A 23,811-nucleotide genomic window follows, 5' to 3' on the forward strand; every position below is an offset into this window, starting at 1 on the left:
TCGATGGGCTTCGCGTCCGCGCTGCCGTTCTAGGGGCCTAGCGCGCGCCGACCTTGAGGCCTGGGGCGGGGCGCTCCTGCACCACCTCGCGCCGGAACCGGAACAACGCCGCGGGACGCCCCCCGGTGGTTGCCGTCTCGCCCGTGGGCTCGACAAGCGCGGCGTTCTCCACCACACGCCGGAAGTTCTGGGTGTGCAGGTGGCGGCCCGAAATGGCCTCCACGGTCTTCTGCAGGGCCGTGAGCGTGAAGGTCGGGGCCAGAAGCTCGAACACCACGGGCCTATATTTGAGCTTGCCGCGCAGGCGCCCCATCGCGGTGGCGAGAATGCGCCGGTGGTCGAAGCGCATCGGCTCGCCGAGGCTCGGCAGCCGCGCCCGCGCCATGGCGGCGGGCCGGCCGTCGCGCTTGGCCTCCTCCAGCAGTCCCGCCTCGTAGAGAAGCTCGTAGCGGTCCAGCACCTTCTCCTCATCCCAGGCGACTGGCTTTGGCGCGTCAGGCGTCGCCGCGAAGGCGAAGCGCAGCCGCTCGATGCGCGACAGGGGCCGCTCGGCGCCCTCGGCCTTCTCGCCCGCCGCGTCCGTCGCCCACTCGAACAGGGCGGGCAACACCTGCTGGTCCAGGATGGAGGGCCGGCCCTCGCGCCAGTCTTCCCAAGGAAAAAACGCGTACCAGGGCCGGAAGCGGGCGCCCTTGGGCAATGTCGGGCGGCCTTCAGCCAGTCGCGTCAGCGCCAGATAGCCGATCGACACCACATGCGCCTCGATCTCGGGCTCCACGATGCGGCCGCGGTCCGCGAAGGTGTAAAGCTGCTCCACATAGCCGAGCCGCAGGCCCGACTGGTCGGTCACGAAGGCGCGCAGGCCGATGTCCAGAGTGCGGTGCGTGAGCGGATCGAAGCTGCCGGAGGGCAACCCGGCGAGTTCGCCACGCTCGGCGCCAGCCACGAGCAACTGCGGCGACAGCCCGTCCATCGCCACCACGGCGGCCGCAAGGCCGATCTCGATCGCGGTTTCGGGGTGCGGGCGCGCCATCGCTCAGTCCAGCGGCAGGCGGAAGGGCGTGTTCTCGAAGCAGTCCGCGCCGCGCCCGATGGCCGCGATCGCGTCCGCCATGCGCCCGCGCCGGCCGAGAATGTCGTCCGCGATGCCGACCAGCTTGTGGTTGGGGGTCGCGGAGGGCGACAGCGCGCGCAGCAGCCGGGCCGTTTCGGCCTCGTCCCGCTCCGGCCGCAGCGCGCAAACGGTGATGAAGGCCGCCGCCGTGGAGCGGCTCACGCCGGCCCAGCAGTGGATCACCATGGGGGCCTGCTGGTCCCAGTTCCGCGCGAAGGCGAGGAGCTGCTCCACATGCGCGTCCGCCGGGAGGATGTGGCCGTCCAGCGGATCGACGATGTCGCTTACGCCAATAAAGAGGTGCCGCTCCGGCAGGATCGAGGGCGGGCGCTGCACCGGCGTGGAAACGTTGATCAACGTCACGACATGCCGGGCGGCGCTGGCCTCTACGGTCTCGTGCAGGCGGGAAAGCGGCGTGACGTGAATGGCGGGCATGCGGGTTCCAGTGTTTGGCGCAGCTTACGGCGCCAGCGCGTCGGCGCCATCTCGCGCGGCGTCCAGCGCGCGGAAGCGGTCCAGAAAGCGCTGCTGCGCCTCGCCGGCCGTCCAGGGCTCCAGCAGCGCCGCGATGGCGGGCGACATTACGGTGGGCCGGCCAAAGAAGCGCGCCGCCTCGGCGTCGGCGAAGCCGGCGAGGTGCGTCGCCTCCAGGTAGGCCGCAGCCTTGTCGGCGGTTTTCGCCAGCGCGGCGAGCGGATGCGGCGTGGCGGCCGGCAGCCCAAAGCGCAGGTGGATGGCGGCCAGCAGCCGGTTCTCGATGCCTTTGTAGCCGTCGCCCAGCACCGCCTTGAAGGGCGAGATGATGTCGCCGATCACGTATTCGGGCGCGTCGTGCAGCAGCACGACGACCCGCGCCTCGGCCGGGAGGTCCGGCGTGATCGCGCCGGCCAGCGCCTCCACGAGCAGCGAATGCTGCGCCACCGAGAACACGTGCGGCCCGTGCGTCTGCCCGTTCCACCGCGCCACCCGGGCGAGCCCATGCGCGATGTCCTCGATCTCGACGTCGAGCGGCGACGGGTCCAGGAGGTCGAGGCGCCGGCCCGAGAGCATGCGCTGCCAAGCCCGCGGCGCAGCCTTGCCGCTCACAGTCGCGCTCCCAGCACCCGCACTTCCTCGTGGCGGAAGCAGTCGACATAATGGTCGTTGACCATCCCGACCGCCTGCATGAAGGCGTACACGATGGTGGGGCCGACGAAGTTGAACCCTGCCTGCTTCAACTCCTTGGACATCCGCCGGGCCGTCTCGGTTTCGGTCGGCACGTCGCCGCGCTCGCGCGGGCTGTTCTGCTGCGGGCGACCGTCGAGGTGCTTCCACAGGAACTGCGAGAAGGAGCCCTTCTCCATGATGTCGAGATAGCTGCGCGCGCTGCGCACCGTGGAGACGATCTTGGAGCGGTTGCGGATGATGCCGCCGTCGCCCATCAGCGCCTCGATCTTCTCCGGGCCGTAATGGACGATGACCTCGGGCCGGAACCCGTCAAAGGCGGCGCGGAAGTTCTCGCGTTTGCGCAGGATCGTGATCCAGCTCAGCCCGGCCTGGAAGCCGTCGAGGATCAGCTTCTCGAACAGCGCCCGGTCGTCGAACTCCGGCACGCCCCAGTCGGTGTCGTGGTAGGCGACGTAAAGCGGGTCGACGCCCGGCCAGGAGCAGCGCGTCTTTCCGTCGGGATGGGCGATCAGGTGGGCGTTCATGCCCTGTTCTTAGCGCAGGATTCGCCCTGAGGGCAGGGGGCTCTCAGCCCGTCCGCCTCAGTCGGCGCCCGGGACCTTGAACGTCGCGTAGTCCGGCTTCGCCAGTCGCAGCGGCAGGCCGCCGGCCGAGATGGGCTGCCCGGCCGTGAGCGCGTCCTCGATCCGGTCGAGGCGCACCAGCGCGAGCCCGATTCCGCCCGGCGCGGTGGAGCCGATGCGCCCCGCGACCTTGTCGCCCGCCACCACCTCCGCGCCTTCGTCGGCCGAAAAGCCGCCTTCGAACCGCACCGGCACGATCCGGGTGCGCGCATTGCCACGATGCTGCATGCGCGACACCACCTCCTGGCCGACATAGCAGCCCTTGTCGAAATCGACGCCGCCGAGCTGGTCCATGTTTGCTTCGTGCGGGAACGCGTCCGCATAGGTGAAGTCCTGCCCGCCCTGCGGAACGCCGAGCGCGATCCGGTGGGCGCGCCAGTCGTCGGCCGTCGCGGTGGAGAGGTCGGCCGCGCGGGCCGCGTCCGTGACGAGTCGGTCGCCCAAGGCCGGGTGGCGCGGATCGGGATAGAGCACCCCGGCGCCGTCGCCCCCGCGCTCGCCGCCCCAATAGGCCACCACCGCCAGCGTGTCCGACAAATTCTCGACCGATACCTTGGCGCGCAGCTTATACATTCCGAGCCGCTTCGCGAGGTCTGCCGCCAGCGCGCGCGGGCAGTCGAGCACGAAGCCGCCGCCCATCTGTTCGCCGTCCGCCTCCGCGACGATGAAGTCGAACAGGATCTTGCCCTGCGGCGAGAGCAGCGCTGCGTAGCGCGCGCCATCCACCCGCACCTTGTCCATGTCGCTGGTCACCAGCCCGTCAAGGAACGAGCGAGCGTCCTCGCCGGTGACCCGGACGACGCCGCGATCTGTGAGATGGGCCGACGGCATGGGAGACTCCTCATTGGGACGGTGGCGCCCCCAAAACCCGACGTCATGGTTGCGGCGATCGCCGCCCTTACGTATGCGATGCGGCGAGCCGATCAAGCGGCAGGCGGGAGCTCCACCATGACCCAGTCATTCGATGTCATCTACTCGGGCGGCACGGTGGTGAACCAGGACGGGGCGGGGGTGCGGGATATCGGGGTGCGAAACGGCCGCATCACCGAGCTCGGCGATCTCTCCCGCGCCTCGGCGGGCGAACGCGTCAACTGCGCAGGCCTTCACGTGCTGCCAGGCGTGATCGACAGCCAGGTGCATTTCCGCGAGCCGGGCCTCGACCACAAGGAGGACCTCGAAACCGGTGCGCGCGCCGCCGTGATGGGTGGCGTGACGTGCGTGTTCGAGATGCCGAACACCAACCCGCAGACCACCACCGCAGAGGCGCTGGCCGACAAGATCCGCCGCGGCACGCACCGCATGCATTGCGACTTCGCCTTCTGGGTCGGCGGCACGCACGAGAACGTGCGTGACATTCCCGAGTTGGAGCGCCTGCCGGGCGCGGCCGGCATCAAGGTGTTCATGGGCTCGTCTACCGGCTCGTTGCTGGTGGAGGACGACGCCGGCGTCGCCGCCGTGCTGAAGGCGACGCGCCGCCGCGCCGCCTTCCATTCCGAGGACGAGGAGATGCTGCGCGCCCGCAAGGACCTGCGGGTCGAGGGCGATCCGCGCTCGCACCCCGTCTGGCGCTCGCCCGAGGTGGCGATGCGCTGCACCGAGCGACTCGTGCGCATCGCGCATGAGACGGGCGCGCGCATCCACGTGCTCCATATCTCGACCGCCGAGGAGATGCGCTTCCTGGCCGGCCACAAGGACGTCGCCACCGTGGAGGCGACGCCCCACCATCTTACCATCGACGGCGACGAGGCCTATGCGCGCCTGGGCACGCTGGTGCAGATGAACCCGCCCGTGCGCGGCGCCGACGTGCGCGACGGGTTGTGGTGGGGCGTGGAGCAGGGCGTCGTTGACGTGCTGGGCTCTGACCATGCGCCGCATACGCTGGAGGAAAAGGCCAAGTCCTATCCGGCCTCGCCTTCCGGCATGACGGGCGTGCAGACGCTGGTGCCGACCATGCTCGACCACGTGGCGAACGGCCGGCTCTCGCTTCAGCGCTTCGTGGACCTGACCAGCGCGGGGCCGGGCCGCATCTTCGGGCTCGCCAACAAGGGCCGCATCGCAGCGGGCTATGACGCCGATCTGACGATCGTGGACCTGAAGCGCCGCGAGACGATCACCAACGCCTGGATCGCGTCGAAGAGCCGCTGGACGCCGTATGACGGCAAGTCGGTCACCGGCTGGCCTGTGGGCACGGTGGTGCGCGGCCGCCGCGTGATGTGGGAAGGCGAGCTGGTTGGTTCGGGCACGGGCGAGGCGGCGAGGTTCGTCGAGACGCTGTGACGGGCGCGGATCGTTTCTGCGGTCTCTCCACCGTCATCCCCGGGCTTGACCCGGGGATCCACGCGCTGGTCGTCGGCGTGGATGGCCGGGACGAGCCCGGCCATGACGGCCAAGATTGACAGAACCCGCGACCTGCGGCATCTCACAACGCATGTCGAAGGCTCTCATCCTTTCCGTTCTGCGACGTGCGGCCGAACTCCGGCGCGCGCGACGATGAGCCGTATCGGCTTCTGACGTCACGGCCGCGCCATCGAGCGCGGCTTTTTTGTTTGGCGGTTGGGCTGGCCCACCAGGGCTGGAAAACGGGAAACGACATGGCTTCCACGATCACGAAAACGGTGTTCATCGACGGCGAGGCCGGCACCACGGGCCTTGGTATCCGCGAGCGCTTGGCCGACGTGCCTGGCGTGCAGGTGCGCAGCATCGATCCGAGTCGCCGCAAAGATCCGGCTGCACGGCAGGACCTGATGGCCCAGGTGGACGCCGTGGTGCTTTGCCTGCCGGATGACGCCGCCAAGGAATCCGCCGCGTTAGCGGCCGGGCTCGGGACGGCGGCGCCGCGCGTGCTGGACGCCTCCACGGCGCACCGCGTCGCCGAGGGCTGGGTTTACGGCTTCGCCGAGCTCGCCCCCGAACAGGCCGACGCGATCCGGGGCGCCGCGCGCGTGTCAAATCCTGGCTGCTATCCCACGGGCGGCATCGCGCTGATCCGGCCGCTGGTGGACGCGGGCGTGATGCCGGCCGACTACCCGGTGACTGTAAACGCCGTGAGCGGCTATTCGGGCGGCGGCAAGTCCATGATCGAGGCCTACGAAGCCGGCAAGGCGCCGGCGTTCGAGCTTTATGGCCTTGGGCTCGAACATAAACACCTGGCCGAGCTGCAGCGGTTCAGCGGGCTGAGCCGGCGGCCGATCTTTGTGCCGTCGGTGGGAAATTTCCGGCAAGGCATGCTGGTCAGCATCCCGCTGCATCTCGACACCCTGGACGGCGTGCCGAAGCCGCAGGACCTCGAAGCCATCCTGGCGGAGCGCTATGCCGGGTCCGAACTCGTACGGGTCGTCCCGGCCGCAGATGCGTCGGTGAGCGGCGGCAAGCTGGAGCCGCAAGCGCTCAACGACACGGATCTGATGGAGCTGCGCGTCTACGGCAACGCCGCCCGCGGGCAGGCCGTGCTGGTGGCGCGGCTCGACAATCTCGGCAAGGGGGCGAGCGGCGCGGCCGTACAGAACCTGAAGCTGATGCTTGGGCTGGCCTGAGCGCGAGCGAAACGAAAAAGGCCGGGATCGATCCCGGCCTTTCTTTTTGGAGGCGGGGGCGATCAGCCGCTGAACGGCACGACCTTCTGCTTCTGCACGCCAAGTCCCTCGATGCCAACCGTCATGGTCTCGCCGGCCTTCAGGAATCGCGGCGGCTTCATGCCGAGGCCAACGCCCGGCGGGGTGCCGGTCGTGATCACGTCGCCCGCGTCGAGCTGCATGAACTGCGAGATGTAGGACACAAGGTGCTTCACGCCGAAGATCATGGTCTTCGACGAGCCGTTCTGCACTTTCTGGCCGTCGATCTCGAGCCACATCGCGACGTTCTGGATGTCGGCGATCTCGTCCGGCGTCACCAGCCAGGGGCCGAGCGGGCCAAAGGTCGGCGATCCCTTGCCCTTCATCCACTGACCGGAGCGCTCGATCTGGAAGGCGCGCTCCGACACGTCGTTGCAGATACAGAAGCCCGCAACGTAGTTCATCGCGTCTTCTTCCGACACATAGAGCGCCGTCTCGCCGATCACGATCGCAAGCTCGACCTCCCAGTCGAGTTTGGTGGAGCCCTTGGGGATCATCACGTCGTCATTGGGGCCGACCACGCAGTTCGGCGCCTTGTTGAAGAGGATCGGCTCTTCCGGAATGGCCGCGCCGGTCTCGGCCGCATGATCCGCGAAATTGAGGCCCACCGCCACGAAGTTGCCAGGGCGGGAGACGCAGGAGCCGATGCGCACGCCGGATGGAGCGGCGGGGAGGGACTTGGCGTCCACGGCGGCGATGCGCGCGAGGGTCTGCCTGTCCAGCGTTCCGGCGCGCCAATCGGCGACATGGCCGGACACGTCGCGAATGACGCCGTCAGCGTCCACGATGCCGGGCTTCTCCGCGCCGGCCTGGCCAAATCTCACGAGCTTCATCGGGCTTTCCTCACTTGAACCGTTTTGATTGTCGGCTGAACGCCATCGCGGCGACCTTGCCGGACGCATTCCGGAAGGGCAAGCCGGGGATGATTGGACCTGCGTCCCAGCCAACGCGAGTGTGGCCCGGTTGCAACGGCCTGGCCCAATCAGCCTACGCCGATGGGGGAAGCGGACGTGGTTGCCGATCCGGCAAGGCGCAAAAAGGTCCGAAATGTGACTGTTTCGATATGAACTATGTGTGTTTCGCGTTTTATGGCGCGAAACAGCGCTGTTTTTAGGGGTTTTGGGTAATCCCCGGGCTATCGCATGCGCACTCAGGGCAGATTGCGGCGCAATTGCCCTGATTTCCGAATATTGCCATCAATGGCCGAAGAAGCGCTTTCGAAACCGATTCCGGCGCAGAGTTGAAGCAAGAAGACCTTTTGGGGAAACGCGGACCATGTCCCATTCAGCGTTGAAGACCATCCTGACCTCCGCCGTGTCGGGCATGATCCTCACCATCGCGGCCCAGGGCTCGGCCCAGGCCGGAGCCTTTGCGCTCCGCGAGCAGAGCACCGTCGGCCTTGGCATGGCCTTCGCGGGCGTCGCGGCGGGCTCGGCCAATCTCGGCTCCATGTTCTGGAACCCGGCCACCATGACGAAGATGCCGGGCTGGCAGAGCGAGTGGAACTTGGCCGGCATCTCGCCCTACGCCAAGTTCCGGGCGGGAGCGGGCTCGGCTCCGGCGTATCTCGGCTCGAGCACGGGCGACCTCGGCGAAGACGCGGTCCTGCCGTCGAGCTACGGCAGCTACCAGATCAACGACCGGCTGTGGATCGGACTGTCCACCGGCGCGCCTTACGGTCTTGCGACCAAGCCTGACGCCACCTTCCCGGCGCGCGGTTACGGCTATTCCACGAAGGTGACCTCCTTCGACATCAACCCGAACGTCGCCTACCGGGTGAACGACTGGCTTTCGGTCGGCGCCGGCATCCAGGCGATGTACTTCAAGGCCAAGTACAAGTCGTACTTCGCGCCGGCTGGCGCGCCTGCCCTTAACCAGGCTTTCGGTCTCGAGGGCGATGGCTGGGGTGTCGGCTACACGCTGGGCGCCACCATCACGCCAATGCAAGGCACGGACATTGGCATCGGCTTCCGTTCCGCCGTGAACGCCAAGCTAGACGGCGACTTCAACGGCCTGAACATCCCGTTCCCGTTCATCCTGAACCCGGCCCTGGCCGGCGCCGCCGCCACTTTCCCGACCCGTCCGGTGAAGCTCAACATCACGCTGCCCGAGACGCTGACGGTTGGCGTCCGCCAGCAGATCAACGAGCGACTGACGCTCTCCGTCGGCGCCGAGTGGACCAATTGGAGCCGTGTCGGCTATCCGCGCGTGGTGGACCAGACCAATGGCGGCCTTTACCGCGGCCTTCCGGCCCTGACGCTCGACTACAAGGACGGCTGGTTCTTCTCGGTTGGCGGCGAGTACAAGATCAACCCGCTCTGGACCGTTCGCGCCGGCCTCGGCTACGAGATCTCGCCGATCGAGGATCGCACCCGCACGCTGCGGCTGCCCGATAACGACCGCATCTGGACGTCGATCGGCGCGAGCTACAACTTCAACGACAAGATTACGTTCGACGTGTCCTACGCGCACCTCTTTCCCAAGAGCACCCGCGTCGCCATGGTCCCCGGAAACCCGAGCTACTCGGCCGCGAGCGGCCCGCTGGTCGGCAAGGTCAGCGCGCACGTCGACATCGTCTCCGTGGGCCTGCGCTACCGTTGGGACGACGTCGCGCAGACCATCCCGGTCGAGAAGGCCGTGGTCCGCAAGTACTGAGCGGCGCGTCAATTCCTGGGAAAGGCCGGCCTCGCGCCGGCCTTTTTCGTTGCGGGCTCTCATACCGTCGTCGGTTCGCCGTGCAGCCCAGCCATGTTCATGCTGCGCTGCAAACAACTTTCGACTCGCGCTTTGTCGTGCTAACAGCACGCGCCAACTCGTTGTGAAGCGCCGGGCCCCGCCCCGAGGCGCTCTTTTCGTTTATCCGGTCGGGACAGAGGAGTTGGCCATGGCGACGATCCGCGAAGCGCTCACATTCGATGACGTGCTGCTGCAGCCCGGCCACTCCGAAGTGATGCCCGGCGACGTCAGCGTGGCGACGCGGCTCACCCGCACGATCAAGCTGAACCTGCCGATCATCTCCTCTGCGATGGACACCGTCAGCGAGGCCCCGATGGCGATTGCGATGGCGCAGGCCGGCGGCCTCGGCGTCATTCATCGCAACTTCGACCCGGAGGCCCAGGCGGCCGAGATCCGCAAGGTCAAGAAGTTCGAGAGCGGCATGGTGGTGAACCCCGTCACCATCCACCCGGACGAAACGCTCGCCGAAGCGCTCGACCTGATGAAGCGCCACGGCATCTCGGGCATCCCGGTGGTGGAGCGCGGCCCGGCCGGCAAGCCCGGCATGCTGGTCGGCATCCTCACCAATCGCGACGTGCGCTTCGCCACCCACCCTCAGCAGCCCGTCGCCGAGTTGATGACCAAGGACCGGCTGATCACGGTCCGTGAAGGCGTCAGCCAGGACGAGGCCAAGCGCCTGCTGCACCAGTTCCGCATCGAGAAACTGCTGGTTGTGGACGACCACTACCGCTGCATCGGCCTGATCACCGTGAAGGACATGGAGAAGCAGGTCACGCACCCGAACGCCTCCAAGGACGAGGCCGGGCGGCTTCGCGTGGCGGCCGCCACCACGGTGGGCGAGCAGGGCTTTCTGCGGGCCGAACTGCTGATCGACGCCGGCTGCGACGTGCTGGTGGTCGACACCGCCCACGGCCATTCCCAGCGGGTTCTGGAGTCGGTGACCCGCATTAAGAAGCTGTCGAATTCCGTTCAGGTCGTCGCCGGCAACGTCGCCACCCGGGCGGGCACGCAGGCGCTGATCGACGCCGGCGCGGACGCCGTTAAGATCGGCATCGGCCCGGGCTCCATCTGCACCACCCGCATCGTGGCGGGCGTTGGCGTGCCGCAGCTCACCGCCATCATGGACGCCGTGGAAGCCGCCCATAAGGCCGACACGCCCGTGATCGCCGACGGCGGCATCAAGTTCTCGGGTGACCTCGCCAAAGCGCTGGCCGCCGGCGCCGAGTGCGCGATGGTGGGCTCGCTGCTGGCCGGTACGGACGAAAGCCCCGGCGAGGTATTTCTCTACCAGGGCCGCTCCTACAAGGCCTATCGCGGCATGGGTTCGGTGGGCGCCATGGCGCGCGGCTCGGCCGACCGCTACTTCCAGCAGGATATCAAGGACGCCTTGAAGCTCGTGCCGGAAGGCATCGAGGGACAGGTTGCCTACAAAGGTCCGGTCGGCGGCGTGCTGCATCAGCTCGCGGGCGGCCTGCGCGCCGCCATGGGCTATGTGGGAGCGGCGACGCTGCAGGAATTTCGCGACAAGGCCGAGTTCGTCCGCATCACCTCGGCGGGCCTGCGCGAGAGCCATGTGCACGACGTGACGATCACGCGCGAGAGCCCGAACTACCCGACGCGCGTCTAGCAAACGTCGTACGCCGGAGAGGCGAGACCCACACGGCCGGCCCATCCCCCATGATCGGTCGGCGCCCGAAAGGTAGATCGACCCATGCCGCTTCTTTACCCGGTTCTCGCCCAGGTGCTGCTGACCTTCGTCGTCCTGTTCGCCACGGGCTCGGCGCGCTTCAAGGCCCTGCGCGAGCGGCGGGTAAAGATCGGCGCCATCGCGGTCGCCAACGAGGGTTGGCCGGAGGACGTGCGCAAGTTCTCCAACAACTACGCCAACCAGTTCGAGACGCCGGTCCTCTTCTACGTCCTGTGCGGCATCGCCATCTTTATCCGGGCGACCGACATCCTGATGCTGGTTCTGGCCTGGCTGTTCGTCGTAACCCGTGTCCTCCACGCCTTCATCCATACGGGCTCGAACGACGTCCAAACCCGCTTTCGCGTGTTTCTGGCCGGCGTGGCCGTTCTCATCATCATGTGGGCGTTGATCGTCCTGAGGCTGCTTATTCCATGACACCTGCCGCACGCCTCTCCGCCGCCATCGAAGTCCTGGCCGACATCGAGACCCGCCGTCGCCCAGCCTCGGACGCCTTGAAAGATTGGGGCCTCGCCCACCGCTTCGCCGGTTCGGGCGACCGCTCCGCCATCGGCAGCCTCGTGTTCGACGCTCTGCGCCGAAAAGCCTCGAGCGCCTGGATCGCGGGCGCGGACACGCCGCGCGCCGTTCTGATGGGCTCGCTCATTCTGGCTCATGGCTGGGACGTCGACCGCCTCGCGGCGCTTTTCACGGGCGAGCGCTTCGCGCCCGAGCCGCTGACCGACGAAGAGCGCGTGGCGCTCACCACCCGCACGCTGGATGACGCGCCGGCCTGGGTGGCGGGCGACTATCCCGAATGGCTCGACGGGCAATTCTCGGCCGTGTTCGGCGAGAGCCGTGCCGAGGAACTCTCCGCGCTCGCGGCCCGCGCCCCGGTCGACATGCGGGTGAATGCGCTCAAAGCGACACGTGAGAAGGCCATGGCGGAGCTCGCCCATCTCGGAGTCGTGCCCACGCCGCACTCGCCTCTCGGCCTGCGCATCAACGTTCCCGAGAACGCCCGCGCGCCGAACGTGCAGTCCGAAGCCGCCTTCCAGAAGGGGTGGATCGAGATCCAGGACGAGGGCTCGCAACTCGCCGCGATGCTGGCCGCGGCCGACCCCGGGATGCAGGTGGTGGACCTGTGCGCCGGCGGCGGCGGCAAGGCGCTCGCCCTGGCGGCGCAGATGGACAACCGCGGCCAGATCTTCGCGACCGACAGCGACAAGCGCCGCCTCGCGCCGATCTTTGATCGTCTGACCCGCGCCGGCGCGCGCAACGTCCAGGTGAAGGGCCCCAAGGGCAAGGATGACGAGCCGCTGCGCGACATGCGCGGCCACGCCGACCTCGTTTTGGTCGACGCGCCCTGCACGGGCACGGGCACTTGGCGGCGCAATCCGGACGCCAAGTGGCGCGTCCGCCCCAACAGCCTCGACAGCCGCATCGCCGAGCAGGCGGCCGTGCTCGACAGAGCCGCGACGTTCGTGAAGCCGGGCGGCCGCATCGCCTATGTGACCTGCTCGGTGCTTCCGGCCGAGAACGACGAGGCCGTAGCGGGCTTTCTCGACCGCAACGCCGGCTACGCGGTGATCGCCCCCGCAAAGGCGGCCGCGGACGCGGGCCTTGGCGAGCTTGCTGCCTTTTCGAGCCCGGCCGGCCACGGGCTGCAGATGAGCCCAAAGCGCACCGGGACCGACGGCTTTTTTGTCGCCCTGTTGCGCCGCACGAGCTGACCCGCACCAAACGAGATTGCGCCGCTCCAGACAGGGGATTATCCGACCGCCATGACCGAGCATCATCACGACAAGATCCTCATCGTCGACTTCGGCAGCCAGGTGACCCAGCTGATCGCGCGCCGCGTGCGCGAGGAGGGCGTCTACTCCGAGATCGTGCCCTTCCAGTCCGCCGGGAAGGCTTTCGCCGAGATGAAGCCCAAGGCTGTCATTCTCTCGGGCGGACCTGAGTCCGTTCACGAGGAGGGCAGCCCGCGCGCCCCTCAGGCCATCTTCGACAGCGGCGTGCCGGTGCTCGGCATCTGCTACGGCCAAATGTGCATGGCCGCGCAGCTCGGCGGCGAGGTGGAGGGCGGCCATCACCGCGAGTTCGGCCGCGCCGAGGTCGAGGTGCTCGAGGAAGCGCCGCTGTTCGAGGGCGTCTGGACCAAGGGCGAGAATTATCCCGTCTGGATGAGCCACGGCGACCGCATCACCAAGCTGCCGCCCGGCTTCACGCGCTTCGGCGTCTCGCCCAACGCGCCCTATGCGGTGATCGGCGACGCCGCACGCAACTACTACGGGCTGATGTTCCACCCGGAGGTGATCCACACCCCGAATGGCGCGGCGCTGATCCGCAACTTCGTGCGCAAGATCGCGGGCTGCGCCGGCGACTGGTCGATGAAGGCCTTTCGCGAGGAGGCCATCGCGCGCATCCGCGCCCAGGTCGGGCAGGGCAGGGTAATCTGCGGCCTTTCGGGCGGTGTCGATTCCGCCGTTGCGGCCGTTCTGATCCACGAGGCGATTGGCGACCAGCTGACCTGCGTCTTCGTCGACCATGGCCTGCTGCGCCTTGCCGAAGGCAAGAAGGTCGTGGCGCTGTTTCGTGACAGCTACAACATCCCGCTCGTGCACGTGGACGCCGAGGAAACGTTCCTGGGCGCCCTGGCCGGCGTGTCGGACCCCGAAACCAAGCGCAAGACTATTGGGCGGTTGTTCATCGAGGTGTTCGAGGCCGAGGCGAAGAAGGTCGGCGGCGCCGATTTCCTGGCCCAGGGCACGCTCTACCCGGACGTGATCGAGAGCGTCTCTTTCACGGGCGGACCTTCGGTCACCATTAAGTCGCACCACAATGTCGGCGGCCTGCCCGAGCGCATGAACATGAAGCTCGTGGAGCCGTTGCGCGAGCTCTTCAAGGACGAGGTGCGCGTGCTTGGCCGCGAGCTCGGCCTTCCCGAAGCCTTTGTCAGCCGCCACCCGTTTCCGGGGCCGGGCCTCGCCATTCGGATCCCGGGCGAGGTCACCAAGGAAAAGTGCGACATCCTGCGTCTCGCCGACGAGATCTACCTCGAGGAGATCCGCCGCGCCGGCCTTTATGACGACATCTGGCAGGCCTTCGCGGTGCTGCTGCCGGTGCGCACCGTCGGCGTCATGGGCGACGGCCGCACCTACGACTTCGTCTGCGGCCTGCGCGCCGTCACCTCGGTGGACGGCATGACGGCCGATTTCTACCCCTTCGACATGCGCTTCGTCGGCCACGTCGCCACCCGCATCATCAACGAGGTGCGCGGCATCAACCGGGTCGTCTACGACGTGACGTCAAAGCCGCCGGGCACGATTGAGTGGGAATGAGGCTGCATCGCACCGACGCGACCCCGTCATGAGCCAGAAAGCCGCAACGCCGTCCCGTGAGCGCCGCATCAAGCGGCTTTGCGTGCGGCTGGGTCTGCATCTCATGACGGCGCAGAAGCCTGACAAGAACGTGCTCGCGCATGGCGGCTACATGCTGCGGGACGCCCAAACCATGAAGATCGTGTTTGGCGACAAGGACTACCTGTTCTCTGCCGACATCGACGAGATCGAGGATTACCTCGACACGCTGGGCTGATCCGCTTCGTTGGGGCTTGGGGGCGCCGCGCCGGCGGCCAATGGCGGCGTGGGCCGCGCGGCGCGTCTCACCCAAAGCTTGCGGGCCGCGACGCGAGCCGCGAAGGTAAAGCGTTGCAGCAGGGCGCCTCATGACCATTCTCATTCTCGGCATCGTCGTTTTTCTCGGCGTCCACACGCTCACGACGCTCCGGCCCACGCGCGAGGCGCTCGTCGCCCGCATGGGGGAGGGGCCCTACAAGGGGCTTTACAGCCTCGCCTCTTTGCTGGGGCTCATTCTCATCGTGTACGGCTTCAAGAGCTATCGCGACACGGGTTACATCCAGGTCTGGGATCCGCCAGCCGGCATGCGCCACGCCACGATGCTGCTGATGTGGCCCGCCATGATCTGCCTGGTGGCCGCCTATGTGCCGGGCGGCATCAAGCGAGTTTTGAAGCACCCGATGCTGGTCGCCGTGAAGCTCTGGGCCTTGGCCCACCTCCTCGTGAACGGGGACCTCGGCTCGATGATCCTGTTCGGGTCATTTCTGGCCTGGGCAGTTTACGACCGAATCTCGGTGAAGCGCCGCGAGCGCGCGGGCGAGATCAAGATCCAGTATGGCGGGCGACTGAACGACGTGGTCGCGGTGGTGCTCGGGACGGTGCTCTATGGCGCCTTCATCTTCCTGCATCCGCTGCTGATCGGCGTCCCGGTGGTCAATTTCTGAAGCATTGGCGAGGCCGGCCCGGCATGACAAAGCCGCGCCCCCGTGTTAATCGCCTGCGCGACAGTGTCCCGCATGTCGGGCGAACGGGCCGAACGGCCCCCGAGAGGAACTTAGCCGGCCATGGCCGACATTTTTCGCGAGATTGACGAGGACGTCCGGCGCGACAAGGCGCTCGAGTTCTGGAAAAACCACGGCTCCAAGCTGATCGCGGTCGCGTTCGTGGCCGTCGCGGCGACCGGCGGCTGGCGCGCTTACCAATCTTATGAGGCGCAGCGCGCCGAAGCCGCGGGCGCCCGTTTCGAAACCGCGATCGAAAAGTCGCGCGCTGGCGATACCGACGAGGCCGAGCAGGAATTCGCGGCCATCGCCAAGGATTCCACGGCCGGCTACCAGCGCCTGGCGCGGTTCCGCCAAGCCGCCGAGCAGGCCAAGCAGTCCCCCGCGGACGGCGCCAAGACCTATGACGCGTTGGCGGCAGACACGAGCGTCGCCCCGATCCTCCGGGACCTGGCGCGCTTGAGGGCGGCCATGCTGCTCGCCGACACTGCGAGCCTGGACGAACTGCGCACGCGCTTGCAGCCGCTCCTGGCCGCCGGCAACGCCTGGGGCGCCAATGCGCGCGAGCTCCTCGGTCTCGCCTCGTTGAAGGCTGGCGACTACGACGCTGCCGGCAAGGCGTTCGACGAGATCGTCACCGACCGCAACGCCCCGCCGTCGCTGAAACAACGGGCGGACCTGCTGCTCGGCATCGTGCGTTCCGGACCCATCAAGCCGGCCTCCTGAGCCGGCCTTAGTCCTCGCGCGCCCGGCCGGAGCCGGACGCCGCGCCTGAAAAGAGGCCCGTCATGACCTTCACGGTCGCCATCATCGGTCGGCCGAATGTCGGCAAGTCGACATTGTTCAACCGCCTCGTCGGCAAGAAGCTCGCGCTGGTAGACGACCAGCCCGGCGTCACGCGCGACCGCCGCGAGGGCGAGGCCCGTCTCGGAGACCTCACCTTCACGGCCATCGACACCGCCGGACTGGAGGACGCCGACGGCGCCTCGCTGGCCGGGCGCATGCGCCAGCAGACCGAAGCCGCAATCCAGGACGCCGACGCGATCATCTTCGTGATCGACGCGCGTGCGGGCGTGACGCCCATCGACCGGCATTTCGCCGGGCTGGTGCGGCGCGCCGGCAAGCCCGTGGTGCTCCTTGCCAACAAGGCCGAGAGCCGCGCCGTGGGCCTGCAGACCTACGAGGCCTTCGGGCTGGGGCTCGGCGACCCGGTGCCGATCTCGGCCGAGCATGGCGAAGGTCTGTCGGACTTCTACGACGCGCTTCTTCAGGCCCTGCCGGAGCATACGGCGCTGCCCGAGGAGCCCTTCGAGGACGAGGAGCGCGATGGCGACGAGGAGGGCGACGACGTCGTTCGCCCCCTGCGCATCGCTATCGTCGGTCGCCCCAACGCTGGCAAGTCGACGCTGATCAACCGCCTCCTGGGCGAAGAGCGTCTGCTGGTGGGACCGGAGGCCGGCATCACCCGCGATTCGATCGGCATCAACTGGGAATGGCGGGGCCGGCCCGTGAAGCTGTTCGACACCGCCGGCATGCGCAAGCGCGCCAAGGTGGAAGACAAGCTCGAGAAGCTCTCGATTGCGGACGGCCTGCGCGCCGTGCGCTTCGCCGAGGTCGTCGTGCTGCTGCTTGACGCCACCATCCCGTTCGAGAAGCAGGATCTCGCCATCCTGGGGCTCGTCGAGAAGGAGGGCCGCGCCCTTGTGATCGCGGTCAACAAGTGGGACCTGGTGGCGGGCGAACCCGGCAAGTTCAAGCAGATGGTCGCGGACGCCGAGCGGCTGATGTCCAACGTCAAGGGCGCGCTCGTGGTGCCCGTCTCGGCGCTGACGGGCGAAGGGCTGGACAAGATGCTGGAGGCTTGTTTCAAGGCCTCGGAGATCTGGTCCAAGCGCGTCTCCACGGCGCAGCTCAACAAGTGGCTGACCCGCATCCTGGAGCATCACCCGCCGCCCGCCGTGTCGGGCCGGCGCATCAAGATCCGCTACATGACGCAGGTGAAGGCGCGCCCGCCGCATTTCGCGCTGTTCGGCAACCAGATGGATGGGCTGCCTGACAGCTACGTGCGCTACCTCATCAACGGCCTGCGCGAGGCGTTCGACTTGCCCGGCACGCCGATCCGGATGAGCCTGCGCACGCCCGAGAACCCGTACGACAAGAAGTGAGGGCCATGCTGCGCGCGTCGACGATCCTCTGCGGCTTCGTGCTCCTGGCCGGCCCCGCGGCGGCGCAAACCGCGCGGGCGCCCGTTCAGGTCGACGCCTGCGCGCCGTGCCACGGTCTTGATGGCATCGCCAAGGACGTCGAGGTGCCGCATCTGGCGGGGCAGAACGTCGTCTATCTCCTGAACCAGCTCAAGGCGTTCCGGACCGGCAAGCGGCCGCACAAGGAAATGCGCTACATGTCCCGCCACATGACGGAGCAGGACTTCGAGGCGCTTGCCGAATACTACGCCTCCCTGCCGAGGTCCTGAGCCGCCGCGAAAGCCGCCCTCGCGTCCAAGCGCCGTAAGATCGAGAAAGCTCGCCATGTCTGACGCCAACCGCCCCAACCCCGTCGTGTCGATCGGCTCCGTCCGCTTCGGCAACGCCCTGCCGCTCGCGTTGATCGCCGGGCCTTGCGCGATGGAGAGCCGCAGCCACGCGCTCGAGATGGCGGCGGCGCTGAAGGAGATCACCGGCAAGCTCGGCCTGCCGTTCGTGTTCAAGACGTCCTTCGACAAGGCGAACCGGACCTCGGCGTCAGGACCCCGCGGCGTCGGCCTTGATGCGGCGCTAGGCGTCTTCGCCGAGATCAAGGAGACGCTCGGCCTGCCGGTTCTGACCGACGTGCACGACGCCGCCCAGTGCGCGCCCGTGGCCGCGGTGGTCGACGTTCTGCAGATCCCGGCGTTCCTGTGCCGCCAGACCGACCTGCTGATCGCGGCCGCGAACACGGGCGCGGTCGTAAACGTCAAGAAAGGCCAGTTCCTGGCTCCGTGGGACATGGCGAACGTCGTCGCCAAGGTGACGGGCGCGGGCAACGCGAACGTGATGGTGACGGAGCGCGGCGCCTCCTTCGGCTACAACACGCTGGTCACCGACATGCGCTCGCTGCCCATCATGGCGGCCATCGGCGCGCCGGTGATCTTCGACGCCACGCATTCGGTGCAGCAGCCGGGCGGGCAGGGGACCTCCTCGGGCGGCCAGCGCGAGTTCGTGCCCGTGCTGTCGCGCGCCGCCGTCGCGGTCGGCGTGGCCGGCGTCTTCATCGAAACGCATGAGCAGCCCGAGAAGGCGTTCTCGGATGGGCCGAACATGGTGCCGCTGCGCGAGATGCCGGCGCTGTTGGAGCGCCTCATGGCGTTTGACCGGCTGGCGAAAAGCTGACGGCTTAGCGCGCCCGGTAGGGCGGGACGCCTTGGTCCGGCAGCCAGAGCCCCTTCGGGGGCTCGGCGGTCTGCCAGAATACGTCGATCGGAATGCCGCCGCGCGCATACCAGTAGCCGCCGATGCGCAGCCACCGGGGCGCCAGCAGATCCACCAGCTTCATGCCGATGCCGACCGTGCAGTCCTCGTGGAAGGCGCCGTGGTTGCGGAAGCTGGTGAGAAACAGCTTCAGCGACTTGGACTCCACCAGCCACTCGCCGGGCGCATAGTCGATCACCAGGATGCCGAAGTCCGGTTGGCCCGTAACCGGGCAGATCGACGTGAATTCCGGCGCCGTGAAGCGCGCGAGATAAAGCGTTCCGGGATGCGGGTTCGGCACCCGGTCCAGCACAGCCTCCTCGGGCGACGCCGGGATGGCGCTCGGCTTGCCGAGCTGCGTGGTCTCGATGGTCATGGTTCACCTGTGGCGGGCGCTGCGCCCACGGTTTGGCGGCGACTTAGCGCGTTTCATCCAAAGGGTCGAGGGTCAGCCTCCGACATAGCCTCTGCGGCGCCTTGCGTCACGGCCAGCTTGGCTTAAAAGCCGCGAGGAAACCCGCGCCGCCAGGCTCCGGGACGGACCTCAGGAGGACCTCATGACCGCCATCGTCGACGTCATCGCCCGCGAAATCCTGGACAGCCGCGGCAACCCAACCGTCGAGGTGGATGTCATCCTCGAGGACGGCTCGATGGGCCGCGCCGCGGTGCCGTCCGGCGCCTCCACGGGCGCGCACGAGGCCGTGGAACTGCGCGACGGCGACAAGGCCCGCTACATGGGCAAGGGCGTGCTGAAGGCGGTCGACAGCGTCAACCGCGAGATCTACGACGCCATCGGCGGCATGGACGCCGAGGATCAGGTCAAGATCGACGAGACCATGATCGACCTTGACGGCACTCCGAACAAGAGCCGCCTCGGCGCCAACGCCATCCTGGGCGTCTCGCTCGCGGTCGCCAAGGCGGCGGCGGACGCCAGCGCGCTGCCGCTGTACCGCTATGTCGGCGGAACGTCTGCCCGAATCCTGCCCGTGCCGATGATGAACATCGTCAACGGCGGCGCCCATGCCGACAACCCGATCGACTTCCAGGAATTCATGGTGATGCCGGTCGGCGCGTCCTCGCTGTCCGAGGCGGTCCGCATGGGCGCGGAGGTGTTCCACACCCTCAAGAGCGCGCTGAAGCAGGCTGGCCACAACACCAATGTTGGCGACGAGGGCGGCTTCGCCCCCAACCTGCCGTCCGCCGAAGCGGCGCTCGACTTCGTCATGGAGTCCATCGGCAAATCGGGCTTCAAGGCCGGCGAGGACATGATGATCGCGCTGGATTGCGCCGCCACCGAGTTCTTCAAGAACGGCGCCTACCACTACGAGGGCGAGGGCAAGACCCGCTCGATCCAGGAGCAGGCCGAGTACCTCGCCAAGCTCGTCGGCGCCTACCCGATCGCCTCCATCGAGGACGGCATGTCCGAGGACGACTGGGAGGGCTGGAAGATCGTCACCGACCTGGTCGGCTCCAAGTGCCAGCTGGTGGGCGACGACCTGTTCGTCACCAACGTGACGCGCCTGTCGGACGGCATCCAGAAGGGCGTGGCGAACTCCATCCTCGTCAAGGTCAACCAGATCGGCTCGCTGACGGAGACGCTGGCGGCCGTCGAAATGGCGCAGCGCGCCGGCTACACGGCCGTGATGTCGCATCGCTCGGGCGAGACCGAGGACGCCACCATCGCGGATCTCGCGGTGGCGACGAATTGCGGGCAGATCAAGACCGGCTCGCTGGCCCGCTCCGACCGGTTGGCGAAGTACAACCAGCTCATCCGCATCGAGGAAGAGCTCGGCGCACAAGCTCGCTACGCCGGCCGCGGCGCGCTGAAGGCGATGCGCTAACTGCTACTGAGACGGGGAGAGAGGGCCCGGCCGCTAGGCGCGGGCTCTCTTTTGATTGCCGGCCTGGACGTTAACGAACGCTCAACCATCGCGCGCCATCCTGCCCGTATGGTCGTTCGCTATCGCCTCCGCAAGTTCCTGATTCCGCTCGCGCTCTACACGGCGTCGGCGTTGGTCGTGTCCTACTTTGTCTACCATGCGCAGCACGGCAGCCGCGGCATCGAGACCAAGATGGCGCTGAAGATGCAGATCCGCGGCTTGCAGGCGGATTTCGACTCCATCAAGGAAGAGCGCGTGGATTGGGAGCGCCGCGTCGCGATGCTCCGGCCCGCCACCATGGACCGCGATCTCCTCGACGAACGCGCGCGGCTCACGCTGAACCGCCTGCACCGCAACGACGTCGTGATCATGACGGGACCAGTCGCCGCCACCGTCCAATGATGCGGTGCAGCAAGCGCTGCGTCGCAAAAAACACGATGAACTAAAACTCAGTTCATCCACGAAATTCGTGTAATCTCAATCGCTTGTCTTGTCGACAAGTCGAATATGCCTGCCTTTGGGCCTCTCGCTTCTCCATTTCGCTTCGGCTAATGTCTTGCCGACAGTTGAACCCCGAATGGGGTGACAAGGAGGAGCCCATGGCGATCGTCGCCCGCAAGAGCCCGGCCGCGTCGAAGATCGGCGCGCCCAAGAGCCAAGCCCCCTCTCGTTCCGCGCGCGGCAAATCGCCAGACATCGCCGACCTGACCCGCGAGCAGGATCTCACTGCTTATCGCGAGATGCTGCTGATCCGCCGCTTCGAGGAGAAGGCCGGCCAGATGTACGGCATGGGCCTCATCGGCGGCTTCTGCCACCTCTATATCGGCCAGGAAGCCGTCGTGGTCGGCATGCAGATGGCCACCAAGGAAGGCGACCAGGTCATCACTGGCTACCGCGACCACGGCCATATGCTGGCCTGCGGCATGGAAGCCAAGGGCGTGATGGCCGAGCTCACGGGGCGCCGCGGCGGCCTTTCGAAGGGCAAGGGCGGCTCCATGCACATGTTCAGCAAGGAGAAGCACTTCTACGGCGGCCACGGCATCGTGGGCGCGCAGGTGTCTCTCGGCACCGGGCTGGCCTTCGCCAACATCTACCGCAAGAACGACAATGTCTCGCTGACCTATTTCGGCGACGGCGCGGCCAACCAGGGCCAGGTCTACGAGAGCTTCAACATGGCGGAGCTCTGGAAGCTCCCGGTGATCTACATCATCGAGAACAACCGCTACGCCATGGGCACCTCTGTGTCGCGCGCCTCCGCGCAGACGGATTTCTCCAAGCGCGGCATCTCGTTCAACATCCCGGGTGAGCAGGTCGACGGCATGGACGTCCGGGCGGTTTACGCCGCGGGCCAGCGCGCCGTGCAGTGGTGCCGCGACGGCAAGGGCCCCTACATCCTCGAGATGCAGACCTACCGCTATCGCGGCCACTCCATGTCCGACCCGGCCAAGTACCGGTCCAAGGACGAAGTGCAGAAGATGCGCGAAGAGCGGGATCCCATCGAGCAGGTCCGCAAGCGGCTGCTTGAGCACTGGAAAGTGTCCGAGGACGAGCTCAAGGCCGTGGACGGCAAGGTTCGCGAGATCGTCAACGAGGCGGCCGAGTTCGCCACCAACGATCCCGAGCCGGATCCGTCCGAGCTCTGGACCGACATCCTGAACTGAACGCGCCCGCGACGACGGCCGCCATCCGGGCGGCCGCCGCGTCCCGCCGACCTTCTCTCTCGTTGGGGTTTCCCGCCCATGCCGATCGACATCCTGATGCCTGCCCTGTCTCCCACCATGGAGAAGGGCAACCTCGCCAAGTGGCTCAAAAACGAGGGCGACACGGTGAAGCCCGGCGACATCATCGCCGAGATCGAGACCGACAAGGCCACCATGGAGGTCGAGGCGGTCGACGAGGGCGTCATCGCCAAGATCCTGGTGCCGGCCGGCGCCAATGACGTCGCGGTGAATGAGAAGATCGCCATCCTGGCCGTGGACGGCGAGGATGTCGCGGCCGCAGCGGCCGGCGGGGGAGGTGGCCAGGCCGCCGCCAAGTCGGAAGTCGCGGCCGCCAACGCCGCAACCGAAGCGGCGCCCGCCGCCCCCAAGGAAGAGCGCGCGCCCGAGCCGAGCGCGCCCGCCACTGTGCCGGCAGCCCCTGCTTCGCCGACCCAGGGCGCCTATGACAGCTCGGCCGAAATCCCGGCCGGGACCGAGATGGTCGCCACCACCATGCGCGAGGCGCTTCGCGACGCCATGGCGGAGGAGATGCGCCGAGACGAGAACGTCTTCGTGATGGGCGAGGAGGTCGCCGAATACCAGGGCGCCTACAAGATCACGCAGGGCCTGCTGCAGGAGTTCTCGGCCCGCCGCGTCATCGACACGCCGATCACCGAGCACGGCTTTGCGGGTGTCGCGGTCGGCGCCGCGATGACGGGCCTGCGGCCGGTGCTGGAGTTCATGACCTTCAACTTCGCCATGCAGGCGATCGACCAGATCATCAACTCGGCCGCCAAGACGCTCTACATGTCGGGCGGCCAGATGGGTTGTCCCATCGTGTTCCGCGGCCCCAACGGCGCCGCCGCCCGCGTGGGCGCGCAGCACAGCCAGGACTACACGGCCTGGTACTCGCAGGTGCCCGGCCTCAAGGTCATCGCGCCCTCCAACGCCGCCGACGCCAAGGGCCTGCTCAAGGCCGCGATCCGCGACGCCAACCCGGTGATCTTCCTCGAGAACGAGATCCTGTACGGCCAGTCCTCGCCCGTGCCGAAGATGGACGATTTCGTGCTGCCCATCGGCAAGGCCCGCATCGCGCGCCCGGGCAAGGACGTCACCATCGTGTCCTTCTCGATCGGCATGACCTACGCCCTGAAAGCGGCAGAGGAACTCGCCAAGAAGCACATCTACGCCGAGGTCATCGACCTGCGCACCATCCGGCCGATGGACATCGACACCGTCGTGGCCTCGGTGATGAAGACCGGCCGCTGCGTCACCGTGGAGGAGGGCTGGCCGCAGTCGGGCGTCGGCGCCGAGATCGCGGCGCAGATCATGGAGCGCGCGTTCGATTACCTCGACGCCCCCGTGAAGCGCGTCACCGGCAAGGACGTGCCGATGCCCTACGCGGCCAACCTCGAGAAGCTCGCGCTGCCCACGGTGGCCGACGTCATCGAGGCGTGCCGCGCCGTGACCTATCGCTGAGCGGAGAG

General features: G+C 67.6%; 24 protein-coding genes. 17 read left to right on the top strand and 7 right to left on the bottom strand.

Going from position 1 to position 23,811, the window contains the following annotated elements; genetic code table 11:
- Positions 1-37: 37 nt before the first annotated feature.
- Genes IEV99_RS09760 through ygfZ form a run of 5 tightly spaced genes read right to left on the bottom strand, consistent with a single transcriptional unit; the run spans position 38 to position 3,735 of the window.
- Positions 38-1,033, bottom strand: coding sequence for an NUDIX hydrolase (locus IEV99_RS09760; protein WP_188517447.1), 996 nt, complete (start codon positions 1,031-1,033; stop codon positions 38-40).
- 3 nt (positions 1,034-1,036) lie between these two features.
- Positions 1,037-1,549 (bottom strand): tyrosine phosphatase family protein, encoded by a 513-nt coding sequence (locus IEV99_RS09765; protein ID WP_188517448.1) that lies wholly within the window; start codon positions 1,547-1,549, stop codon positions 1,037-1,039.
- 24 nt (positions 1,550-1,573) lie between these two features.
- The gene (locus IEV99_RS09770; protein ID WP_188517735.1) at positions 1,574-2,164 is read right to left on the bottom strand and encodes an HD domain-containing protein; all 591 of its coding nucleotides are present in this window, start codon (positions 2,162-2,164) and stop codon (positions 1,574-1,576) included.
- 32 nt (positions 2,165-2,196) lie between these two features.
- Entirely contained in the window at positions 2,197-2,805 is a 609-nt protein-coding gene (locus IEV99_RS09775) for a DNA-3-methyladenine glycosylase I (protein ID WP_188517449.1), read from the bottom strand.
- Between the two features lie 57 nt (positions 2,806-2,862).
- Complete coding sequence (gene ygfZ, locus IEV99_RS09780) at positions 2,863-3,735, bottom strand: CAF17-like 4Fe-4S cluster assembly/insertion protein YgfZ (protein WP_188517450.1); 873 nt, start codon at positions 3,733-3,735, stop codon at positions 2,863-2,865.
- Between the two features lie 117 nt (positions 3,736-3,852).
- Between ygfZ and IEV99_RS09785 the strand changes: the two genes are divergently transcribed.
- Together IEV99_RS09785 and argC are read left to right on the top strand one after the other, a co-directional pair.
- A complete protein-coding gene (locus IEV99_RS09785; protein WP_188517451.1) occupies positions 3,853-5,181 on the top strand; it encodes a dihydroorotase in 1,329 nt (442 codons plus the stop codon).
- 314 nt (positions 5,182-5,495) lie between these two features.
- On the top strand, positions 5,496-6,437 hold the full coding sequence (argC, locus tag IEV99_RS09790; protein WP_188517452.1) for an N-acetyl-gamma-glutamyl-phosphate reductase: 942 nt from the start codon (positions 5,496-5,498) through the stop codon (positions 6,435-6,437).
- 62 nt (positions 6,438-6,499) lie between these two features.
- Here the strand turns inward: argC and IEV99_RS09795 are convergent, their stop codons facing one another.
- Positions 6,500-7,348: a fumarylacetoacetate hydrolase family protein gene (locus tag IEV99_RS09795; RefSeq protein ID WP_188517453.1), complete on the bottom strand. Its 849-nt coding sequence runs from the start codon at positions 7,346-7,348 to the stop codon at positions 6,500-6,502.
- A gap of 442 nt (positions 7,349-7,790) precedes the next feature.
- Between IEV99_RS09795 and IEV99_RS09800 the strand changes: the two genes are divergently transcribed.
- The 11 genes from IEV99_RS09800 (at position 7,791) to kdsA (ending at position 18,666) form a co-directional block, all read left to right on the top strand.
- The gene (locus tag IEV99_RS09800; protein WP_244643722.1) at positions 7,791-9,170 is read left to right on the top strand and encodes an OmpP1/FadL family transporter; all 1,380 of its coding nucleotides are present in this window, start codon (positions 7,791-7,793) and stop codon (positions 9,168-9,170) included.
- A gap of 229 nt (positions 9,171-9,399) precedes the next feature.
- Positions 9,400-10,878 (top strand): IMP dehydrogenase, encoded by a 1,479-nt coding sequence (gene guaB / locus IEV99_RS09805; protein ID WP_188517454.1) that lies wholly within the window; start codon positions 9,400-9,402, stop codon positions 10,876-10,878.
- A gap of 84 nt (positions 10,879-10,962) precedes the next feature.
- A complete protein-coding gene (locus IEV99_RS09810) occupies positions 10,963-11,373 on the top strand; it encodes an MAPEG family protein (protein WP_188517455.1) in 411 nt (136 codons plus the stop codon).
- A complete protein-coding gene (locus IEV99_RS09815; protein WP_188517456.1) occupies positions 11,370-12,668 on the top strand; it encodes an RsmB/NOP family class I SAM-dependent RNA methyltransferase in 1,299 nt (432 codons plus the stop codon). The genes IEV99_RS09810 and IEV99_RS09815 overlap by 4 nt, the downstream gene beginning before the upstream one ends.
- A gap of 51 nt (positions 12,669-12,719) precedes the next feature.
- Entirely contained in the window at positions 12,720-14,279 is a 1,560-nt protein-coding gene (gene guaA / locus IEV99_RS09820) for a glutamine-hydrolyzing GMP synthase (RefSeq protein ID WP_188517457.1), read from the top strand.
- Between the two features lie 28 nt (positions 14,280-14,307).
- Entirely contained in the window at positions 14,308-14,535 is a 228-nt protein-coding gene (locus IEV99_RS09825; protein ID WP_188517458.1) for a hypothetical protein, read from the top strand.
- A gap of 130 nt (positions 14,536-14,665) precedes the next feature.
- The gene (locus IEV99_RS09830) at positions 14,666-15,241 is read left to right on the top strand and encodes an NnrU family protein (RefSeq protein ID WP_188517459.1); all 576 of its coding nucleotides are present in this window, start codon (positions 14,666-14,668) and stop codon (positions 15,239-15,241) included.
- Positions 15,242-15,361: 120 nt separating this feature from the next.
- On the top strand, positions 15,362-16,024 hold the full coding sequence (locus IEV99_RS09835; protein WP_188517460.1) for a tetratricopeptide repeat protein: 663 nt from the start codon (positions 15,362-15,364) through the stop codon (positions 16,022-16,024).
- A 62-nt stretch (positions 16,025-16,086) separates the two neighbouring features.
- Positions 16,087-17,463: a ribosome biogenesis GTPase Der gene (gene der, locus IEV99_RS09840; RefSeq protein WP_188517461.1), complete on the top strand. Its 1,377-nt coding sequence runs from the start codon at positions 16,087-16,089 to the stop codon at positions 17,461-17,463.
- A 5-nt stretch (positions 17,464-17,468) separates the two neighbouring features.
- On the top strand, positions 17,469-17,771 hold the full coding sequence (locus tag IEV99_RS09845) for a c-type cytochrome (RefSeq protein WP_244643723.1): 303 nt from the start codon (positions 17,469-17,471) through the stop codon (positions 17,769-17,771).
- 55 nt (positions 17,772-17,826) lie between these two features.
- The gene (gene kdsA, locus IEV99_RS09850) at positions 17,827-18,666 is read left to right on the top strand and encodes a 3-deoxy-8-phosphooctulonate synthase (protein ID WP_188517462.1); all 840 of its coding nucleotides are present in this window, start codon (positions 17,827-17,829) and stop codon (positions 18,664-18,666) included.
- A 4-nt stretch (positions 18,667-18,670) separates the two neighbouring features.
- On the opposite strand, the gene queF is transcribed toward kdsA, so the two are convergent.
- Entirely contained in the window at positions 18,671-19,120 is a 450-nt protein-coding gene (gene queF / locus IEV99_RS09855; RefSeq protein WP_188517463.1) for a preQ(1) synthase, read from the bottom strand.
- Positions 19,121-19,301: 181 nt separating this feature from the next.
- On the opposite strand from queF, the gene eno reads away from it, so the two are divergent.
- From eno to IEV99_RS09875, 4 genes are all read left to right on the top strand, one after another.
- Positions 19,302-20,585, top strand: coding sequence for a phosphopyruvate hydratase (gene eno / locus IEV99_RS09860; RefSeq protein WP_188517464.1), 1,284 nt, complete (start codon positions 19,302-19,304; stop codon positions 20,583-20,585).
- Positions 20,586-20,693: 108 nt separating this feature from the next.
- Positions 20,694-21,026, top strand: a complete 333-nt coding sequence (locus IEV99_RS09865) for an FtsB family cell division protein (RefSeq protein WP_188517465.1) — start codon at positions 20,694-20,696, stop codon at positions 21,024-21,026.
- A gap of 197 nt (positions 21,027-21,223) precedes the next feature.
- Positions 21,224-22,285, top strand: a complete 1,062-nt coding sequence (gene pdhA / locus IEV99_RS09870) for a pyruvate dehydrogenase (acetyl-transferring) E1 component subunit alpha (protein ID WP_188517466.1) — start codon at positions 21,224-21,226, stop codon at positions 22,283-22,285.
- A gap of 78 nt (positions 22,286-22,363) precedes the next feature.
- Positions 22,364-23,803, top strand: coding sequence for a pyruvate dehydrogenase complex E1 component subunit beta (locus IEV99_RS09875; RefSeq protein WP_188517467.1), 1,440 nt, complete (start codon positions 22,364-22,366; stop codon positions 23,801-23,803).
- Positions 23,804-23,811: the final 8 nt, after the last annotated feature.

The organism is Alsobacter metallidurans (genome assembly GCF_014636935.1).
Classification (GTDB): Bacteria; Pseudomonadota; Alphaproteobacteria; order Rhizobiales; family Beijerinckiaceae; genus Alsobacter; species Alsobacter metallidurans.

Bases quoted from the DNA above. Each gene is read 5' to 3' on its own strand.
- guaB (WP_188517454.1), top strand. From the start codon at position 9,400: ATGGCGACGATCCGCGAAGCGCTCACATTCGATGACGTGCTGCTGCAG.
- argC (WP_188517452.1), top strand. From the start codon at position 5,496: ATGGCTTCCACGATCACGAAAACGGTGTTCATCGACGGCGAGGCCGGC.
- IEV99_RS09775 (WP_188517449.1), bottom strand. From the start codon at position 2,805: ATGAACGCCCACCTGATCGCCCATCCCGACGGAAAGACGCGCTGCTCC.
- IEV99_RS09865 (WP_188517465.1), top strand. From the start codon at position 20,694: ATGGTCGTTCGCTATCGCCTCCGCAAGTTCCTGATTCCGCTCGCGCTC.
- IEV99_RS09800 (WP_244643722.1), top strand. From the start codon at position 7,791: ATGTCCCATTCAGCGTTGAAGACCATCCTGACCTCCGCCGTGTCGGGC.
- der (WP_188517461.1), top strand. From the start codon at position 16,087: ATGACCTTCACGGTCGCCATCATCGGTCGGCCGAATGTCGGCAAGTCG.
- IEV99_RS09770 (WP_188517735.1), bottom strand. From the start codon at position 2,164: ATGCTCTCGGGCCGGCGCCTCGACCTCCTGGACCCGTCGCCGCTCGAC.
- ygfZ (WP_188517450.1), bottom strand. From the start codon at position 3,735: ATGCCGTCGGCCCATCTCACAGATCGCGGCGTCGTCCGGGTCACCGGC.
- IEV99_RS09760 (WP_188517447.1), bottom strand. From the start codon at position 1,033: ATGGCGCGCCCGCACCCCGAAACCGCGATCGAGATCGGCCTTGCGGCC.
- eno (WP_188517464.1), top strand. From the start codon at position 19,302: ATGACCGCCATCGTCGACGTCATCGCCCGCGAAATCCTGGACAGCCGC.
- IEV99_RS09875 (WP_188517467.1), top strand. From the start codon at position 22,364: ATGCCGATCGACATCCTGATGCCTGCCCTGTCTCCCACCATGGAGAAG.
- queF (WP_188517463.1), bottom strand. From the start codon at position 19,120: ATGACCATCGAGACCACGCAGCTCGGCAAGCCGAGCGCCATCCCGGCG.
- IEV99_RS09785 (WP_188517451.1), top strand. From the start codon at position 3,853: ATGACCCAGTCATTCGATGTCATCTACTCGGGCGGCACGGTGGTGAAC.
- IEV99_RS09845 (WP_244643723.1), top strand. From the start codon at position 17,469: ATGCTGCGCGCGTCGACGATCCTCTGCGGCTTCGTGCTCCTGGCCGGC.
- IEV99_RS09810 (WP_188517455.1), top strand. From the start codon at position 10,963: ATGCCGCTTCTTTACCCGGTTCTCGCCCAGGTGCTGCTGACCTTCGTC.
- guaA (WP_188517457.1), top strand. From the start codon at position 12,720: ATGACCGAGCATCATCACGACAAGATCCTCATCGTCGACTTCGGCAGC.
- IEV99_RS09830 (WP_188517459.1), top strand. From the start codon at position 14,666: ATGACCATTCTCATTCTCGGCATCGTCGTTTTTCTCGGCGTCCACACG.
- IEV99_RS09825 (WP_188517458.1), top strand. From the start codon at position 14,308: ATGAGCCAGAAAGCCGCAACGCCGTCCCGTGAGCGCCGCATCAAGCGG.
- kdsA (WP_188517462.1), top strand. From the start codon at position 17,827: ATGTCTGACGCCAACCGCCCCAACCCCGTCGTGTCGATCGGCTCCGTC.
- IEV99_RS09835 (WP_188517460.1), top strand. From the start codon at position 15,362: ATGGCCGACATTTTTCGCGAGATTGACGAGGACGTCCGGCGCGACAAG.
- IEV99_RS09795 (WP_188517453.1), bottom strand. From the start codon at position 7,348: ATGAAGCTCGTGAGATTTGGCCAGGCCGGCGCGGAGAAGCCCGGCATC.
- IEV99_RS09765 (WP_188517448.1), bottom strand. From the start codon at position 1,549: ATGCCCGCCATTCACGTCACGCCGCTTTCCCGCCTGCACGAGACCGTA.
- pdhA (WP_188517466.1), top strand. From the start codon at position 21,224: ATGGCGATCGTCGCCCGCAAGAGCCCGGCCGCGTCGAAGATCGGCGCG.
- IEV99_RS09815 (WP_188517456.1), top strand. From the start codon at position 11,370: ATGACACCTGCCGCACGCCTCTCCGCCGCCATCGAAGTCCTGGCCGAC.